Source organism: Xanthomonas sp. NCPPB 1325 (assembly GCF_041477645.2).
Classification (GTDB): Bacteria; Pseudomonadota; Gammaproteobacteria; order Xanthomonadales; family Xanthomonadaceae; genus Xanthomonas; species Xanthomonas cannabis.
Genome location: NZ_CM192985.1, coordinates 1,929,936 through 1,946,899, shown reverse-complemented (window position 1 = coordinate 1,946,899; position 16,964 = coordinate 1,929,936). Strand labels below are relative to the sequence as shown.

Below are 16,964 nucleotides of genomic sequence, written 5' to 3'. Positions count from 1 at the left end.
CTGTGCAAGGTCTGATGCTGCAGGGGCAGCGGGCGTTGCCTGCGCATACCGCGATGATGCTGCAGCGCTGCGACGATGGGCGCGGCCGGCAGGTTCTTCCTGCCCGCTGCCTGACAGGAGAACTGCCATGACCTGCCCGATCCGGCGCAGCGCAAACCGGAGCGCGTTTCGCGCGCGGCCGTATGCGCGCAGCGATCGCGCGCAAGCGATGCACCGGGCCGCTGCACGGAAACAGCCACCATGCTGCGCACCCTGATCGACCTCAAGCCGCGCGATGTGCCGCTGCGCGTGGCCCTGCGCAACACCGCCGCGGTGGTGCTGCCGCTGGCGATCGGCGTGGCCACCGGGCATGTCGCGGCCGGGCTGGCCGTGTGCAGCGGCGCGCTCAACACCATGTTCTCCGACCAGCCCGGCCCCTACCGCGCGCGCCTGCAGCGCATGCTGATGGCGGCACTGGCGGCCGGCCTGGCGGCCTTGCTGGGCGTGTGGGTCGGTCACAACACGCCGGCGCTGGTGCTGGCCGGTCTGTTACTCGGCCTGGGCGGCGGCCTGCTGGTGGCGCTTGGCCCGGTGGCGGCACGAGTGGGCCTGACCAGCATGATCCTGCTGGTGGTCAGCGCGGATATGCGCCTGCCTGTCGCACAAGCGCCGGGCGTGGCGGCGCTGATCTTTGCCGGCGGCCTGTTGCAGGTGTTGCTGGCGCTGGCGGCCTGGCCGCTGCAACGCTACCGCCCGGAGCGGTTCGCGCTGGCCGAGCTGATGCGCCAGCTGGCCGGCATCGCCCGCCAGCGCCCGGAAGCCAGCGCTGCACCGCCGGCCACGCAGGAAGTGCTGGATGCGATGGTGATGCTGCATGGCGAACATCGTTCGCGTGCGATCGCCGTGCAGAGTTTTCGCATCATCGCCGAGCTATGCGAGCGCGTGCGGCTGGAGCTGCTGTCGCTGGCCGATGCCGACACCCGCCTGACCGAATCGCAGGCACGCCCGGCCATCGAGCGCGTACTCGAACGCAGTGCGATCGTGCTGGAACAGCTGGCCCACGCAATGACGGTGGGCGAAGACCCGGTGGCGGCGAACGCATCAATGACCGGCTTCGACGACCTGATCGCTGCGCTGGCGCAGGTGCAACACGACAACGCCGATACCCGCGAGCGCCGGCTGGTGCGCGTGGCGGTCGCCCGCGCGCAGGGCCTGGGCGGCCAGTTGCGCGCGCTGATCCGCAATGCCCACTGGGCCAGCAGCCGTGGCGAGATCCAGGCGCAACTGGCCGAAGCACGCCTGCCGGCAGCGCTGCGCCCGGCCGCCACCTGGGCCACCCTGCGCGCAAACCTGGATCTGTCGTCGGTGGCGTGTCGGCATGCGCTGCGTTGCGGCGTGTGCCTGGCCCTGGCGATCGCGTTCCAGCGCTGGCAACAGATCCCGCATGGGTTCTGGATTCCGATGACCACCGCCATCGTGCTCAAGCCGGATTTCGGCGGCACCTTCAGCTTTGGTGCGCTGCGCGTGGCGGGCACCTTCGTCGGCCTGTTGGTCGCCACGCTGCTTGCCCATCTGGCGATGGATGGCGCCAGCGTCCGCATGGCCTTGCTGGCGCTGTTCTGCCTGGGCTTTCGTTTGTTGACCCAGGTGAATTACGGCATCGGCGTGGCCTTCCTCACCGGCATGCTGGTGCTGCTGCTGTCGTTCGAAGGGGTGACGCCCGGCGAGGCGGTGGTTGCACGTTTGCAGGCCACCGTGGCCGGCAGTGCGCTGGCCCTGGTCGCCTATGCGCTGTGGCCCACGCGCGAGCGTCGGCATATCCGCAGTTCACTGGCTCACCTGCTCACTGCCTACCGCGAGCATCTGCGCAACCTGCTGCTGGGCCGGATGGACCACCTGGGCGACAGCCGCGCCGCCGCGCGCGTGGCACGTACCAATGCGCAGGCCTCGATCGAGCGGCTGCGCGGGGAGCCACGCAGCCGCCGCAACCTGCAGGAACTCAAGCTTGCCGAATCGCTGCTGGCCAACGGCAACCGGCTGATCCGTGCCACCTTGCTGCTGGAGGCGGTGCTGCGCGATGGCCACCAGTTGCCCGCGCTGGACACGTTGCCCGCATTTGCCGACCACGCCGACCAGGCGCTGGCGGAATTGATCGACTGTCTGGTCAACGGCGGCACGCCGGCCGCGGCCACCTTGCGCAGCGCCGAGCGCAAGCTTTCCGATGCGCTGGCCGCGCTGCCGGACGGCACGCCCGGCAGCGCGGCGCTTGCCGACACCATCGACCGCGTCACCGACAGCATCGGCACCCTCACCCACCTGCTGCGGCCTGCCCGACCGGCCCCGGCCGAGACAGCGGGCGTGCATGACGGCGCGCGCGGTGCCGGCGGGTAAACTGCCGCATCGTTCCAGAGCGTTGCATGCCCGATGACCACCGACCCGCTGTCCCGTTCCCACGCCGCGGCAATGGACGCCGCCGACCCGCTGCGCAACCTGCGCGAGGCGTTCGTGTTTCCGCAGCACCACGGCCAGGACCAGACCTACTTCGTCGGCAATTCGCTGGGTCTGCAACCGCGACAGGCCCGCGCAATGGTCAGCGAGGTACTCGATCAGTGGGGCGCGCTTGCCGTGGAAGGCCACTTCACCGGTCCCACCCAATGGCTCACCTATCACCAGCTGGTGCGCGACGGCCTGGCGCGCGTGGTCGGCGCGCTGCCCAGCGAAGTGGTGGCGATGAACACCCTCAGCGTCAACCTGCATCTGATGATGGCCAGCTTCTATCGCCCCACGCCCGAGCGCGGCGCGATCCTGATCGAAGCCGGCGCGTTCCCGTCCGACCGCCACGCAGTGGAGTCGCAACTGCACCTGCATGGGCTGGACCCGGCCACGCAGCTGATCGAGGTGGAGGCCGACGAACCCAATGGCACGGTGTCGATGGCGGCCATTGCCACGGCGATTGCGCAGCACGGCTCGCGGCTGGCGCTGGTGCTGTGGCCGGGCATCCAGTACCGCACCGGGCAGGCGTTCGAGCTGGGCGAGATCGCGCGGCTGGCGCGGGCGCAGGGCGCTGCGGTGGGTTTCGATCTGGCGCATGCGGTGGGCAATATCCCACTGACCCTGCACGACGATGGCGTCGATTTCGCGGTGTGGTGCCACTACAAATATCTCAATGCCGGGCCGGGCGCGGTGGGTGGGTGCTTCGTGCATGCGCGTCACGCCACCAGCGACCTGCCGCGCATGGCCGGTTGGTGGGGACACGAGCAGCAGACCCGTTTCCGCATGGATCCGCAGTTCGTGCCTGCGCCGGGCGCCGAAGGCTGGCAGCTGAGCAATCCGCCGGTGCTGGCGCTGGCGCCGCTGCGTGCGTCGCTGGACCTGTTCGACCAGACCGGCATGGCCGCGCTCCGCGCCAAATCCGAGCAGCTCACCGGGCATCTGGAACAGCTGATCCACGCGCGCCTGGCGCAGGTGCTGCAGATCGTCACCCCCGCGCACGCTGCGCAGCGCGGCTGCCAGCTGTCGCTGCGGGTGAAAGGCGGCCGCGCGCAGGGGCGCGCGCTATTCGAGCATCTGCATGCCGCCGGCGTGCTGGGCGACTGGCGCGAACCGGACGTGATCCGCATTGCGCCGGTGCCGCTGTACAACCGCTTCGTCGACCTGCACACCTTCGTGGAACAGGTGGAAACCTGGGCCGCCGCCTGAGCGCAACTCGCTGACTGCAAGGTCACCGGGCCTGGGGGCCGCGACGCAGAGCGGGCAGCGGCCCACGTACACTCCCAGCCCGCCCACGGCTGATGCCCGGGCGGCCGCCCTTGCCAGTCGCTGTCTCCCCCTCTTCGCCGGCGCTGCGTCCGGCCGCCGCCGGATATTGCATTGAGCCCAGTCTCCCCCCGCTCCCTGACCCTGATCGGCGCCGGCCTGGCCGGTTGCCTGCTGGCCATCCTGCTGTCGCGCCGCGGCTGGCAGGTCACCGTCTACGAACGCCGCGGCGATCCGCGCATCAAGGGCTACGAGTCCGGCCGCTCGATCAACCTGGCCCTGGCCGAACGCGGCCGCCACGCACTGCGCCAGGCCGGCGCAGAAGACGCGGTGATGGCCAAGGCGGTGATGATGCGCGGGCGCATGGTGCACCCGGTCAACGGGGAACCGCAGCTGCAGCGCTATGGCCGCGACGACAGCGAAGTGATCTGGTCGATCCATCGCGCCGCCTTGAACGTGGCCTTGCTGGATCTGGCCGAACAGGCCGGCGCCACCGTGCACTTCTACCGTCGCCTGCACACGGTCGATTTCGATGCCGGCTACGCGCGCTTCATCGACGACCGCGACGATCAGCCGCACGAGATCCACTTCCAGAGCCTGATCGGCAGCGATGGCGCCGGCTCGGCGCTGCGCGCGGCCATGCAGCGCAAATCGCCGCTGGGCGAGCGCATCGAGTTCCTGGATCACTCCTACAAGGAGCTGGAAATCCCGCCGCTGCCCGGCGGCGGCTTCCGCATCGAGCGCAACGCGCTGCACATCTGGCCGCGCGGGCGCTACATGTGCATTGCGCTGCCCAACGACGGCGGCACCTTCACCGTGACCTTGTTTTTGCCCAACGCCGGCGAGCCCAGCTTTGCCACCACACGCACCGGGGAAGAAGCGCATGCGCTGTTTGCGCGCGACTTCCCGGACGCGTTGCCGCTGATTCCGCAGCTCCAGGAGCACTGGGAAGAACATCCGCCCGGCCTGCTCGGCACCCTGACCCTGGACCGCTGGCATCTGGACAACCGCGCCTTGCTGATCGGCGATGCCGCACATGCGATGGTGCCGTTCCACGGCCAGGGCATGAACTGTGCGTTCGAAGACTGCGTGGCGCTGGCCGAACAGATGGACGCGCACGACGACATCGGCAGCGCATTTGCCGCCTTCGAGGCCGCACGCCGCGACGATGCCGCGGCAATCCAGCAAATGGCGCTGGACAACTATCTGGAGATGCGCGACCGCGTGGGCGATGCGCAGTTCCTGCTGCAGCGCGAACTCGAACAGCAATTGCAGGCGCGCTGGCCCACCCGCTTCGTGCCGCACTACACCATGGTGACCTTCCTGCGCACGCGCTACTCGATCGCACTGGCGCGCAGCGAGATCCAGCGCGAGATCCTGGTCGATGCCACGCGCGGTCACAGCGATCTGTCGCGCATCGACTGGGCTGCGCTGGAAACCAGCGTGCACGCGCGCCTTGAGCCACTGGAGGGCGCGCACTGACGACTGCGACGGCAGTGGCCCACGGCAACACTGCCTGCGCTGCAGGCCATGCCCTGGCGTCACCCGGGTCTTGGCTGATCTCTCTAGCGTCGCAGTCGGCGGCTGCGCGACAGCTACAACTGCCCTGCGCGTGCCGGTCGGTTAGTCAACGCAAATCGCCGGCGCACCGGGCCACTGCACGCGCGCACCATCCACGCGCACCAACCCTCCGCACAGCCGCGCCTCAGCGTGCCGGTGCTGCGATGGGGGATACTAGGCGGCACCGGCAGCGCATACGCCGTGCGCTGCGCATCTGGATCTTGCACCCGCATGCCTGACAGCTTTCTCTTCTACGACCTGGAAACCTTCGGCCAGGACCCGCGCCGCACCCGTATCGCGCAGTTCGCGGCGGTGCGCACCGATGCGCAGCTGCGGGTGATCGAAGAACCGATCAGCTTCTTCGTGCAACCGGCCGACGATCTGCTGCCCTCCCCGTACGCCACCATGGTCACCGGCATCACCCCGCAGCATGCGTTGCGCGAGGGCGTGAGCGAAGCCGAGGCATTTGCACGTATCGCCGAGCAGATGAGCCGGCCGCAGACCTGCACGCTGGGCTACAACTCGATCCGCTTCGACGACGAGTTCGTGCGCTGTGGCCTGTTCCGCAATTTCTACGATCCCTATGAGCGGGAATGGCGCGGCGGCAATTCGCGGTGGGATCTGCTGGACGTGCTGCGCCTAGTGCACGCACTGCGCCCGGATGGCATCGCCTGGCCACAGCGCGAAGATGGCGCCACGTCGTTCAAGCTGGAGCATCTGGCCGAAGCGAACGCCGTGCGCGAAGGGGATGCGCACGAAGCGCTGTCCGACGTGTACGCCACCATCGGCATGGCGCGCAAATTTCAGCAGCATCAGCCCAAGCTGTGGGACTACGCCTTGCGCCTGCGCGACAAGCGCTTTGCCGCCACCCTGCTCGACGTGATTGCGATGGAGCCGGTGCTGCATGTGTCGCAGCGCTACCCGGCCTCGCGCCTGTGTGCCGCCGCAGTATTGCCGCTGACGCGGCATCCGCGCATCGACAGCCGGGTGATCGTGTTCGACCTGGACGGCGACCCGGAGGTGCTGTTGCGCCTGAGCCCCGACGAGATTGCCGACCGGCTATATATCCGCGCCGCGGATCTGCCCGAGGGCGAGCAACGCATTCCGCTGAAAGAGGTGCATCTGAACAAATCGCCGGCACTGGTGTCCTGGCAGCACCTGCGCGCGGCGGACTTCCAGCGCCTGGGCCTGGACCGCGACGTGGTGATGGCCAAGGCCGCACGGCTGCGCGAGCTGGGGCCCGCGCTCGCCGAAAAGGTGCGCCAGGTCTACGGCAACGACCGCGCCGCTGCCGCAGCGGCCAACGATGCCGACGCCTCGCTCTACGACGGTTTTCTGGCCGAGGGCGACAAGCGCTTGCTGGCCCAGGTCCGCGCCAGTGCGCCAGACGAGCTGGGCGCCCTGGAAGCGCGTTTCCGCGATCCGCGCCTGGTCGAACTGCTGTTCCGCTACCGTGCGCGCAACTGGCCGCAGACCTTGTCGCCCGAAGAACACGACCGCTGGAACGTCTACCGTCGCCAGCGCCTGCTGGAAGACCGCGGGTTGGGCGAAGTCACCCTGGAGCAGTATGACGCGCAGATTGCGGATTTACGGCTCGCTCACCCCGACGATGCTACCAAGCAAGCCCTACTCGACCAGCTCGCCGCCTGGGGTTCGGACCTCCAACGCACGCTATGACCACCTACTTTTCCGACGCCAGCTTCAAATTCCTGCGTGCCCTGGCTCGCCACAACGACAAGACCTGGTTCAACGACCATCGGCACCAGTACGAAGCGCATGTGCGTCAGCCGTTCCTGCAGCTGATCACCGACCTGCAGCCGGCATTGGCGCAGGTCAGCGAGCACTATCGCGCCGACCCCAAGACCCAGGGCGGCTCGCTGTTTCGCATCTATCGCGATGCGCGCTTTTCCAACGACAAATCGCCGTACAAGAACTGGCAGGGCGCGCGCCTGTTCCATGAGCGCCGCCGCCAGGTTCCCGCGCCGTCGTTCTACATCCACCTGCAGCCGGGCGAGAGTTTCGTCGGTGCGGGGCTGTGGCATCCGGAGCCGGATACGCAACGCAAGCTGCGCCAGTTCATCTTCGAAAACCCCGGCAGCTGGAAGGCCGCCGCGTACGCACCCAAGCTGCGTCGCAAGTTTGCGTTGGACGACAGTGAAAAACTGGTGCGTGCACCGCGCGGTTTTCCAGCCGATTTCGAGTTCATCGACGATCTCAAGCATCGCAACTGGGCGTATCTGCGCCACCTGGACGATGCACTGATGACCGGCCCGCGCCTGCGCCAGACCCTCGAAGCCGATCTGGTGACATTGGCGCCGTTTGTCGATTACCTGTGCGCCGCGCTGGATCTGGAATTTTGACAGCGCACGCAGCGCCACCGCTGGGTGGTGCGCTGCAGTCGATCAGCGCGTGCCGGCCATTTGCCGCAGAGTGCAGGCAACCACCACCGCCCTTGGCAACGGAGTGCGAACGATGAAAAAACGCTGGTGGTTATTGCCCTTGCTGATCGTCGCCTTGCTGGCCGGCTACGTGGTGGCAGGGCCGTACCTGGCCATCCGCGGCATCAGTCAGGCGGTCGCCGACCGCGATGCCGGGCAGCTGGATCGCCATGTCGATTTCCCCAGCCTGCGCGTCAACCTCAAGGCGCAACTGGACGATTACCTGATCCGCCAGGCCGGCAGCAGCGCGCAGTCGAGCCTGTTGGGCGGTGTCGCGCTGCGGTTGGCCAGCGGCATCAGCGGCGCTGGCGTGGATACCTTGATCACGCCCTTGGGGATTGGTGCGCTGCTGCAGGGCCACAGCGTGTGGAACCGCGTCATCGGCGACACCGTCAGCGCCGACACCTATGCCGCGCCGTCTCCTGCCCGCCCGCTGCAGGGCGCGACGCAACGCTTCGAATCCACCCGCCGCTTCACCGCCACCACGTACACCGCCACCGGCGCACCGGTGGTGTTCGTGCTCACCCGCCAGGGCCTGCGCTGGCGACTCACCGACATCCAGCTACCGCTCGGTGCCCAAGACGGTTCGCCCGCGCCGTAGGTGTTGCGTACGGATGCGGACGACCGGGCGTGCGAGCAAGCGCTGGTCGACACGTTGCACCGATGGACTGCAACATCGTGCACGCAGTTGGCGGACGCGTGCCGCGTGGCTGCCGCCATCCCCGCTTGGCGCACCACGCAGGCTGACGCCTTATGCAAACCGCCAGGCGCGCTCGGTCCATGCCGCCTGCAGCCGCAGCATCGAAGGTCGTAGCTGCCGGCGTGCTGCCCACGGCAACGGCGCCAAGACCTGTTCCGGGGTTGCCGGGGTATGTCGGCGGTTCCAGGCAAACACCACCTGATTGCGCAGATCCGGCTCGGGCAACGCCAGCACCAGGCCGTCGAATAGCGAACGCAGCTGTGCCAGGTGCCCGGCGATGGGCACGTCGTACAGGTTGAACGCCAGCACGCCGTCAGGGGTCAATGCCGCGCGGCACTGGGCGTAGAACGCCGGCGTGCACAAGGCCGGCGGAATCCCGTCGGTGTCGTAGGCATCCAGCAGCAACAGGTCATAGCGACCGGCACGCGGGCCGATCCACTGCGCGCCATCGCCCAGGCTGATCTCCAGCCGCGCATCGTCGCGCGGCAGCGCGAACGCATCGCGCAGCGCCAGCACCTGCGCATCGGCTTCCACCGCCTCGACGCGTGTGTTGCGCAGATACCGATGGCAGAACTTTACCTGCGCACCGCCGCCCACACCGATCACGCCGATGCGCTCTGGCCGCGGCTGCAGCCACAACGCCGCCAACATGCTGCGCGTATACGGCAGCATCAACCGATACGGCGCCCAGCGCGACATGCGTGTCTGGACCGTCTGCTCGTCGAAGCACAGCTCCAGGGTGCGCCAGCGACGGCGCAGCGCAGCGCGTCCGGGCGGCTGCAGCGGCGCGCTCATGCGCCCGGCGGATCGTTGGCCACGCCGTGCGGCACATGGCCGGCTGCCACGTGCTGATGCTGGCGTGCGCTGTCGATGTTGTGTTGCGAGTCGTCGAAGAAGATGTCTGCACCGAAAGCTTCCAGGAACGGCCCCTTGTGCCGCCCGCCCAGAAACAGCGCCTCGTCCAGCCGCACGCCCCATTCGCGCAGCGTGCGGATCACCCGCTCATGCGCCGGTGCAGAGCGCGCGGTGACCAGCGCGGTGCGGATCGGCGACGACTCGCCAGCCGGAAACGCCGCCTGCAACGTGTGCAGCGCGGAGAGAAAATTACGGAACGGCCCGACCGACAGCGGCTCGCGGGCACGCTCGCGCTCGTGCCGCCCGAATGCCTCGACACCCTGCTCGCGGGAAATGCGCTCGCTCTCGTCGCCAAAGATCACCGCATCGCCATCGAAGGCGATACGCAGCTGGGTGGACAGGCGGCTCTCGTCGTTGTCCACGATGGCCGCAGCCGCCTCGGCACGCTCGCCCGGCGCACGCGGCATGATGGTCGCTGCGGCGATGCCATGGGTGAGCGCGCGCCGCACCGATTCCGGATTGGCCGACAGGAACAGATCGGTGCCGAACGGCTTCACATACGGCCAGGTCGGCTCGCCGGAGGTGAAGGTAGCGCGCACGATGCCCAGGTTGTAGTGCTGGATCGAGTTGAAGATGCGCAAACCGGTATCGGCGGAGTTGCGCGACAACAGGATCACTTCCACCCGCGGGGTCTCCTCGGGCACATCGTGATTGAGCGCCAGCAGCTTGCGCACCACGGGGAACGCCACGCCCGGTTGCAGGATGTCGTCTTCGTGCTCGCGCTGGAACGCCGAATACGCCTCCACACCGCTGGCCTCGAACAGGGCATGACCTTCTTCAAGATCGAACAGCGCGCGCGAGGTCACCGCGACGGTCAGGAGCCTGGGGGAGTTGTCAGCCATTTGGGTGCCGGGATTCGGGATTCGGGAATCGGGATTGGTGAGCAGCAGCGCGTGCGGATTTGGGATCAGGAACACGATGGCGCGAGCCGCATCGTAACGCGTCGACGTGCTCGCAGGCGGCCAGCGTGCGCGGCTCCCGTCGTTGCCAATCCCGAATCCCCAATGCCCAATCCCCGCCCCTCACACCGCAAACTGCTCGCTGAAGATGCGCTCTTCCAGGTTGTGTTCCGGATCGAACAGCAAGGTGACCCGGCGCTCGGTGGATTCGCGGATGGTCACTTCCACCACGTCGCGGATCTCGTGCGAGTCGGCGGTGACGCTGACCGGGCGCTTGTACGGATCGAGCACGCGAAAACGCACTTCGGTATCGGCCTTGAGGATGGCGCCGCGCCAGCGGCGCGGGCGGTACGGCGCGATCGGCGTCAGTGCCAGCGTATGCGAGCCCAGCGGCAGGATCGGCCCATGTGCCGAATAGTTGTAGGCGGTGCTGCCGGCCGGTGTGGCCACCATCACTCCGTCGCCGATCAGCTCGGCGATGCGGGTCTGGCCGTTCAGATCCACGCTCAGATGCGCGGCCTGGCGGGTCTGCCGCAACAGCGAGACTTCGTTGTACGCCAGCGACCCGGCGCTGCTGCCGGATTCGGTCTGCACCAGCATTTCCAGCGGCCGCAGATGCGCCGGCTCGGCACGTTGCAGACGGGCCAGCAAGTCGTCTTCATCGTCGCGATACTGGTTCATCAGGAATCCGACCGACCCCAGCTTCATGCCGAACACCGGCTTGTCGGCGGCGCCGTGGCGATGCAGTGTCTGCAGCATGAAACCGTCGCCGCCCAGGGCGCAGACGACATCGGCCGTCTCCAGCGGATGATCGCCATAGCGCTGCACCAGGCGCGCGCGCGCGTTGGCCGCGGGCTCGGTAGGGCTGGCCAGAAAGGCGATGCGAGGTGGTGCGGTCATTGTCGACTCCAAAGCATGCGAATCAGCATACCGCAGCCCTGTGCTGGGCTTGTTGCCATGCCCCCCTGCCCTCGCGTGCGTCGCCGCTGCGGCGCCTCTTGCCACGGGCACCGCGCCCACCGCCCATCGCGGCACGCCTCAGGCAGTCAACCGCCATGCGCGATGGATGCGTGCATGCCGCTCGAAGTCCGGGTCGATGGTGCGCGGGCTGATCTCTTCGCACTGCGCAAACTCGGCCACCGCTTCTTCGTCCAGCTTGAAGCGGCGGAAGTTGTTGGAGAAATACAGCACGCCGCCCGGCGCCAGACGCGCCACCGCCGCGCGCAGCAGGCGCACATGCTCGCGCTGGATGTCGAAGTCCTCGGCGCGTGCGGAGTTGGAAAAGGTCGGCGGGTCGCAAAAGATCACGTCGAAATGCGCGCGCTCGGCTTCCAGCCACGCCAACGCATCGGCCTGCACCAGCTTGTGCTTGCTGCCGGCCTGGCCGTTCAACGCAAGATTATCCGCGCACCACTGCAGATAGGTGCCGGACAGATCCACGCTGGTGGTGGAGGCAGCGCCGGCCACCGCCGCTTCCACGCTGGCCACGCCGGTGTAGCAGAACAAATTTAGAAAGCGGCGCCCCTTGGACTGCTGCGCCATGGTGCCGCGCAGCGGGCGATGGTCCAGAAACAGCCCGGTATCCAGATAATCGAACAGGTTCACCCGCAGCAACGCGCCGTGTTCGCGCACGTGGACGATTTCGTTGCGCTGTTCGAAACGGCCGTACTTGCTGCCGCCCTTGCCGCGCTCGCGCGACTTCAGCGCAACGCGCTCGGCCGGCACCTCGAAGACCTCGCGCGCGGCAGCCAGCAATTCATTGAGACGACGGCGCACATCGGCTTCCGGGATCGTTGCGGGCGCTGCGTATTCCTGCACATGCAGGAAGATGCGCCGGTCGCCATCGGCTTGCTGGTACACGTCGATGGCAGCGGAATATTCCGGCAGGTCGGCGTCGTAGGCGCGGAAGCATTCGATGCCTTCGCGCGCGCGCCATTTCTTGAATTTCTGCAGGTTCTTGCGCAAGCGGTTGGCCACCATCTGTGCGCCTTCGCTGAGCGCGGTCGGCGCCGCCAGCGGGGTGCGCCGCGGCACCGCGATCGGGTCGCAGACGATCAGCGCGCACTCGATCGCGCCATTGAACAGCTGGTACTTCTTGGCTGCGCGCAGGCCGGTGGCATACGCCAGCTCGGCAGTGCCGCACAGCAGGCTGGCACGCCACTGCGGTACGACACGCTGCAGGGTATCGCCGAGCCTGCGGTACAACGCCGCATCGGCCGCCAGGCGCTCGTCATAGGGCGGATTGCACACCACCACGCCGGTGGCCTGCGGCGGGGTCTGCAACTCGCCCACCTCACGCACGCCGAACCAGATCGCCTCGGCCACACCGGCCACTTGCGCATTCTCTTTCGCGGCGCGGATTGCGTGTGGGTCCATGTCGCTGCCATGGATCACCTGCCTGAGCGCAGCGCGGCCGACGCTGTCGCGTTCGCGCGCTTCGCTGACCAGCTGTTGCCAGGTCTCGCGATCGAAACCGCGCCAACGGCTGGGCACATCGCTGCCGTAGCGCTGCAGGCCCGGGGCGACGTCGGCGGCCATCAGTGCGCCTTCGATCAGCAGCGTGCCGCTGCCGCACATCGGGTCCAGCAGGCCGCCGCCATCGGCATAGGCGCGCGTCCAGCCGGCGCGCATCAGCACCGCCGCAGCCAGGTTTTCCTTCAATGGCGCCTCGTTCTGCGCCATGCGCCAGCCGCGTCGATGCAGCGGGCCGCCGCCCAGGTCCACCGAAATGGTGGCGCGGCCCTTGCGCAGCGACAGGTTCAGGCGCAGGTCCGGGCTTTCCACATCCACCGACGGGCGCTCCAGGCCCTGCCGGCGCATGGTGTCCACCACCGCGTCCTTGATGCGCTGCGCCGCATAGCGGGCATGGGTGATGGCGGTACCGGACACATGCGCGTCCACCGACAGCGTGTGCCCCACCGACAGGTGCTCGTCCCATGGCAGCTCGGCCACGCCGGCGTACAGCGCGTCTTCGTCCGGGCAATCGAACTCGCTCAGCGGCCACAGCACGCGGCTGGCCAGGCGCGACCACAGCACGGCGCGCTGCGCATCGCGCAGTTCGCCTTCGACGTTGACGCCGGAGATGGTGGCGGTGGCCTTGCTGGCGCCGAGCGCGAGCAGCTCGTCGGCAAGCAGGTATTCCAGGCCCTTGGCACAGGATGCGAAGAATTTCACGTAGGCAGGTATCGATAAAGACGCTGGCCGCGGCGGCGAGCGTGGGAGCAGGACAGCGGGCCGGCGCCCTGGTGGGCAATGCCGTGGCCGCCGTGGACGGGCCGCAAATGGTCGGCCATCGCGGCCGGCATTACCAGCCCGGCGGCGGGATCGGCCGCCGCACGGTTCACCACGGCACCAGCCGCCACTGCGGCTGCGCGGTATCCAGCCGCTGCTGCAGGCCCAGCCGTTGCAGGAAGGCGGCGTCGTGCGAGGCGACGATCAGCGCCCCCGGGTGGCGACGCAGCAGCGCCTCGATCGCTTCCACCGAGGCCAGATCCAGGTGGTTGGTCGGCTCGTCCAGCAACAGCAGTTGCGCCGGCTGCGCCCGGTACAACGCGCAGGCCAGCGCCGCCTTGAGCCGCTGGCCGCCGCTGAGCTGGCCGCTGGGCAGGTCGGCACGCGCCTGGTCCAGCCCCAGCAGCGCCAGGCGCAGCCGCTGTGCGTGGGCCGGCGCACCCGGGTCTGCATCGCACAGTTGCGCTGCGGCCGAGCGCGCCGGGTCCAGCAACTCCGGGTCCTGATCCAGATAGGCCACCGGCACATGCACCTGGCAGTGCCCCGCACTTGGCTGCAGGCGGCCTGCCAGCAGTTGCAGCAACGCGGACTTGCCGCTGCCATTGGGGCCGACCAGACCGATCCGCGGCTGCCCCTGCAGCAGCAGGTCCACCCGCCGCCCGCCCAGCCGCCCGCCAGCCAGTTCCACCTGCCGCAGCGTGGCCAGACGCCGCGATGCGCCGGCGGGTGCGGTTGGCGCCAGCACAGCGATCGCGCGATCTGCCTCCACCTGCGCTGCGGCCTGCATCACCGCTTCGCTCAGCCGCAGCTGTTCGGACTGACGTTGCTGCTGCAGCCGCCCCGCGCTGACTTCGCTTCGTTGCTTCTGCCTGCCCAGCAGGATCGGCGCTTGATTGGCCTGCCCCGCAGCGCGCGCACCGCGTGCTTGGCGTTGCTGTTGACGCTGCAACTGCTCGCGCAGTGCCTGCTCGCCGCGTGTGCGCGCATGTTTGCGTTGGGCCAGCAGATCGGCGGCCGCCTGTTGTTCGATGGCGCGCTGCTGCGCATGGAACGCGTAGTTGCCGCCGTAGCTGCGCAGCCCCTGCGCGGACAGCTCCAGCATCCGCTGCATCGCGTCGAGCAGGCTGCGGTCGTGGCTGATCACCAGCAAGCCCCCGCTCCACGCCAGCAACTGATCCATCAGCCGCTGGCGTTGCGGGCCATCCAGGTGATTGCTGGGCTCGTCCAGGATCATAAAATCCGGCCTGGTCACAAACGCACCGGCGAGCGCCACGCGCATCGCTTCGCCGCCGCTCAGGTGCGCGGCCGGCGCACGCGGATCGCGCCCACCCAGGCCCTGCCGCTCGAGCTCTTCGGCAAATTGCGCATGGGCGGTCCAGCGCTCGCCAACGCGTTCGAAATCGGCCGGCGCAACGCTGCCAGCGGCGATGCGGTCCAGCGCATCCAGTAGCGGCGCAGCACCGGCCAGGTCGGCAATGGTCTGGCCCGGCGCAACGCTCACCCGCTGCGGCAGGTAGTGCACGCGACCGCTGCGCACGCAACGCCCGGCGCTGGGCATCAGCTCACCGGCCAGCAGCCGCGCAAGCACGCTCTTGCCCACGCCATTGCGCCCGACCAGGCCGGTGGCGCGTTGGTCGATGTGGATATTCAGATCGGAAAACAGCGGGCTGCCATCGGGCAGCACATACGCAACGCCTTCCAGCGTCAGCGACGGACAGGTCATACAGGTCTCCATTGCATGCCAGCACATGCGCCGATCCAAGCGGACCAGCAGCAGGTAAGGCCGTCATCACGACGGCGGCATCAATGGCGCATTGGACTGGTCCTCAACGGGTTACGTGCAACCAGTCTAACCTGCAGCTCCAGCGGCAATACACGGGCGGCAGACCCGTGCTCATGCAGCCGGCGCTCAGCCCAACCCGAAGGCCGGGTGGTAGGCGACATCGGCCAGCGGCAGCAGACGGTCGCCGAAGGCCAGCGCCTGCAGTTCCGATGCGGGCACACCGGGCAACACCAGCCCGGGTTCGACCGCAAAGCCCAACCGCTTGAAGAACGCCGGCTCGCCCAGCGCCAGGCAACCGGCCGCACCGCGCTCGCGCAGGCTGGCGAGCGCCGCCTGCACCAGCCGCGTGCCCAGACCCTGTTTTTGGTGCCCCGGCCCCACGGCCAGCGGCCCCAGCGCGAACCAGCCGGGCGAATCGTCCGACAGCGACACCGGCGACACCGCCAGGTGCCCCACTACATACCCGTCATGGTCGGCCAGCAGCGACAACGCCAGCGCGCCGTCCTCGCGCAGTGCAGCGATCACATGCTGTTCGTCGTGGCGGCTGTGCTCGTCGCGCATGAATGCCACCATCGTCAGGATCTCGATGGCCGCCGCATCGCCCTCGGACGCTTCGCGGATCAGAATGCTCATTGCCCGGCTCGCCGGCGACGCAGGTGCCCGAGATGGCGCATCACAGGCTCTGCAGCAGTTCGGCAAACGCGCGTGCCGACGCGTCGACATGCGATGCCAGGCGATGTCCGTCGTCGACCAGCAACAGCCGCGCGGCGCGTGCCTGTGCCCAGGCGATCACCTCGGCGGCGGGAATCAGTTCATCGTGCCAGGCATGCACGATCGAAATCGGAACCGCCGCCGCATCCAGCGCCGGCAACGGCCCCATTCTGGTCGGCGGCACCATCAGGAACAGCGCACGCGTGGGCACCTGCAGCGAGACCTGCGCGGCGATATACGACCCCAGGCTGGACCCCGCCAGCACCACCGGGCCCTTGTCGGCCGCAGCACGCGCGATGTCCAGCAACCGTTGCAGACGCCCGCGCACATCGCCCAGCTGGCCCAGATCGCGGCGCGCATCCAGATCGGTGAAGTCCGGCCGCTCGTGGGTCCATCCGAGACGTTCGGCCACCTCGGCCAGCGCGGTGACCTTCAAGGCATCGGGACCGCTCTCGAATCCATGCGCGAGGATGCAGTGCCCGCGGCTCATAGCGCCTGCACCGTATCGCCAATGCGCAGCACGCCGCCGCGCAGGATGCGTGCGCACAAGCCGCCATGTCCGCGCATCGCGTTGTAGCCGCCAGCACCCAGTGCGTCTTCCATGCGCGAGCACGGGTCGCAGGGATCGGTGCCTTCCAGCTCGACCTCGCCGATGCAAAAGCGCCGCCCTTTCAACGCGATCAGCGGGATGCCGGACACCACCAGATTGCGTCGCAGCGTGGCCGGTGCGATCTGCGCATGCCCTGCCAGCGCCGCAATCACCGGCAGGTGCTCGGCCTGGATCAGGGTCACGCCCCGCTTGCCGCTGCCGCCCTTGTAGCGGTCGCCCACCAAGCCAATACCGGTAGTGGCCTGCGCGGCGTCCACCTCCAGCATGTCCACATCACGCGCAGGACGCACGCCGATCCAGGTCACCTGACCGGTCTGCGGCAGCGTCGCCATCAATTTGCCCAGGGGGCTATCGGGATTCAAGGCCATCGTCGAATGCTAGC

At 68.4% G+C, this 16,964-nt stretch carries 15 protein-coding genes; 6 read left to right on the top strand and 9 right to left on the bottom strand.

Annotation, left to right across the window (positions count from 1 at the left end):
• Window positions 1–240: 240 nt before the first annotated feature.
• The 6 genes from ACCQ10_RS08175 (at window position 241) to ACCQ10_RS08150 (ending at window position 8,334) form a co-directional block, all read left to right on the top strand.
• Window positions 241–2,370, top strand: a complete 2,130-nt coding sequence (locus ACCQ10_RS08175; protein ID WP_039411397.1) for an FUSC family protein — start codon at window positions 241–243, stop codon at window positions 2,368–2,370.
• A gap of 33 nt (window positions 2,371–2,403) precedes the next feature.
• Window positions 2,404–3,678 carry a kynureninase gene (kynU, locus tag ACCQ10_RS08170; protein WP_372362729.1) on the top strand — a complete coding sequence of 425 codons (1,275 nt, stop codon included), beginning with the start codon at window positions 2,404–2,406 and terminating at the stop codon, window positions 3,676–3,678.
• Between the two features lie 171 nt (window positions 3,679–3,849).
• Entirely contained in the window at window positions 3,850–5,217 is a 1,368-nt protein-coding gene (locus ACCQ10_RS08165; RefSeq protein WP_166743213.1) for an FAD-dependent oxidoreductase, read from the top strand.
• 309 nt (window positions 5,218–5,526) lie between these two features.
• Window positions 5,527–6,972, top strand: a complete 1,446-nt coding sequence (gene sbcB / locus ACCQ10_RS08160; RefSeq protein ID WP_039566500.1) for an exodeoxyribonuclease I — start codon at window positions 5,527–5,529, stop codon at window positions 6,970–6,972.
• A complete protein-coding gene (locus tag ACCQ10_RS08155) occupies window positions 6,969–7,655 on the top strand; it encodes a DUF2461 domain-containing protein (protein WP_372362728.1) in 687 nt (228 codons plus the stop codon). Before sbcB ends, ACCQ10_RS08155 begins: the two co-directional genes overlap by 4 nt.
• 112 nt (window positions 7,656–7,767) lie before the next feature.
• Window positions 7,768–8,334, top strand: a complete 567-nt coding sequence (locus ACCQ10_RS08150) for a DUF2939 domain-containing protein (RefSeq protein WP_372362727.1) — start codon at window positions 7,768–7,770, stop codon at window positions 8,332–8,334.
• Window positions 8,335–8,484: 150 nt separating this feature from the next.
• Here ACCQ10_RS08150 and ACCQ10_RS08145 read toward each other — a convergent pair whose 3' ends face one another.
• The 9 genes from ACCQ10_RS08145 to ACCQ10_RS08105 all read right to left on the bottom strand — a co-directional run bounded on the left by ACCQ10_RS08145 (window position 8,485) and on the right by ACCQ10_RS08105 (window position 16,950).
• Complete coding sequence (locus ACCQ10_RS08145; protein WP_372362726.1) at window positions 8,485–9,228, bottom strand: spermine/spermidine synthase domain-containing protein; 744 nt, start codon at window positions 9,226–9,228, stop codon at window positions 8,485–8,487.
• Window positions 9,225–10,190, bottom strand: coding sequence for a 5'-nucleotidase (locus tag ACCQ10_RS08140; RefSeq protein ID WP_047696635.1), 966 nt, complete (start codon window positions 10,188–10,190; stop codon window positions 9,225–9,227). The genes ACCQ10_RS08145 and ACCQ10_RS08140 overlap by 4 nt, the downstream gene beginning before the upstream one ends.
• Before the next feature lie 180 nt (window positions 10,191–10,370).
• Entirely contained in the window at window positions 10,371–11,147 is a 777-nt protein-coding gene (locus ACCQ10_RS08135; protein WP_039412455.1) for an NAD kinase, read from the bottom strand.
• Window positions 11,148–11,285: 138 nt separating this feature from the next.
• Window positions 11,286–13,421, bottom strand: a complete 2,136-nt coding sequence (gene rlmKL / locus ACCQ10_RS08130; RefSeq protein ID WP_372362725.1) for a bifunctional 23S rRNA (guanine(2069)-N(7))-methyltransferase RlmK/23S rRNA (guanine(2445)-N(2))-methyltransferase RlmL — start codon at window positions 13,419–13,421, stop codon at window positions 11,286–11,288.
• A complete protein-coding gene (locus ACCQ10_RS08125; protein WP_082925879.1) occupies window positions 13,418–13,609 on the bottom strand; it encodes a hypothetical protein in 192 nt (63 codons plus the stop codon). The genes rlmKL and ACCQ10_RS08125 overlap by 4 nt, the downstream gene beginning before the upstream one ends.
• The gene (locus ACCQ10_RS08120) at window positions 13,588–15,201 is read right to left on the bottom strand and encodes an ABC-F family ATP-binding cassette domain-containing protein (RefSeq protein ID WP_372362724.1); all 1,614 of its coding nucleotides are present in this window, start codon (window positions 15,199–15,201) and stop codon (window positions 13,588–13,590) included. Before ACCQ10_RS08120 ends, ACCQ10_RS08125 begins: the two co-directional genes overlap by 22 nt.
• Before the next feature lie 186 nt (window positions 15,202–15,387).
• Window positions 15,388–15,894 carry a GNAT family N-acetyltransferase gene (locus ACCQ10_RS08115; protein ID WP_372362723.1) on the bottom strand — a complete coding sequence of 169 codons (507 nt, stop codon included), beginning with the start codon at window positions 15,892–15,894 and terminating at the stop codon, window positions 15,388–15,390.
• 40 nt (window positions 15,895–15,934) lie between these two features.
• Window positions 15,935–16,462, bottom strand: a complete 528-nt coding sequence (locus tag ACCQ10_RS08110; protein WP_047696642.1) for an alpha/beta hydrolase — start codon at window positions 16,460–16,462, stop codon at window positions 15,935–15,937.
• Window positions 16,459–16,950 carry an MOSC domain-containing protein gene (locus tag ACCQ10_RS08105; protein WP_039412437.1) on the bottom strand — a complete coding sequence of 164 codons (492 nt, stop codon included), beginning with the start codon at window positions 16,948–16,950 and terminating at the stop codon, window positions 16,459–16,461. Before ACCQ10_RS08105 ends, ACCQ10_RS08110 begins: the two co-directional genes overlap by 4 nt.
• Window positions 16,951–16,964 lie beyond the last annotated feature (14 nt).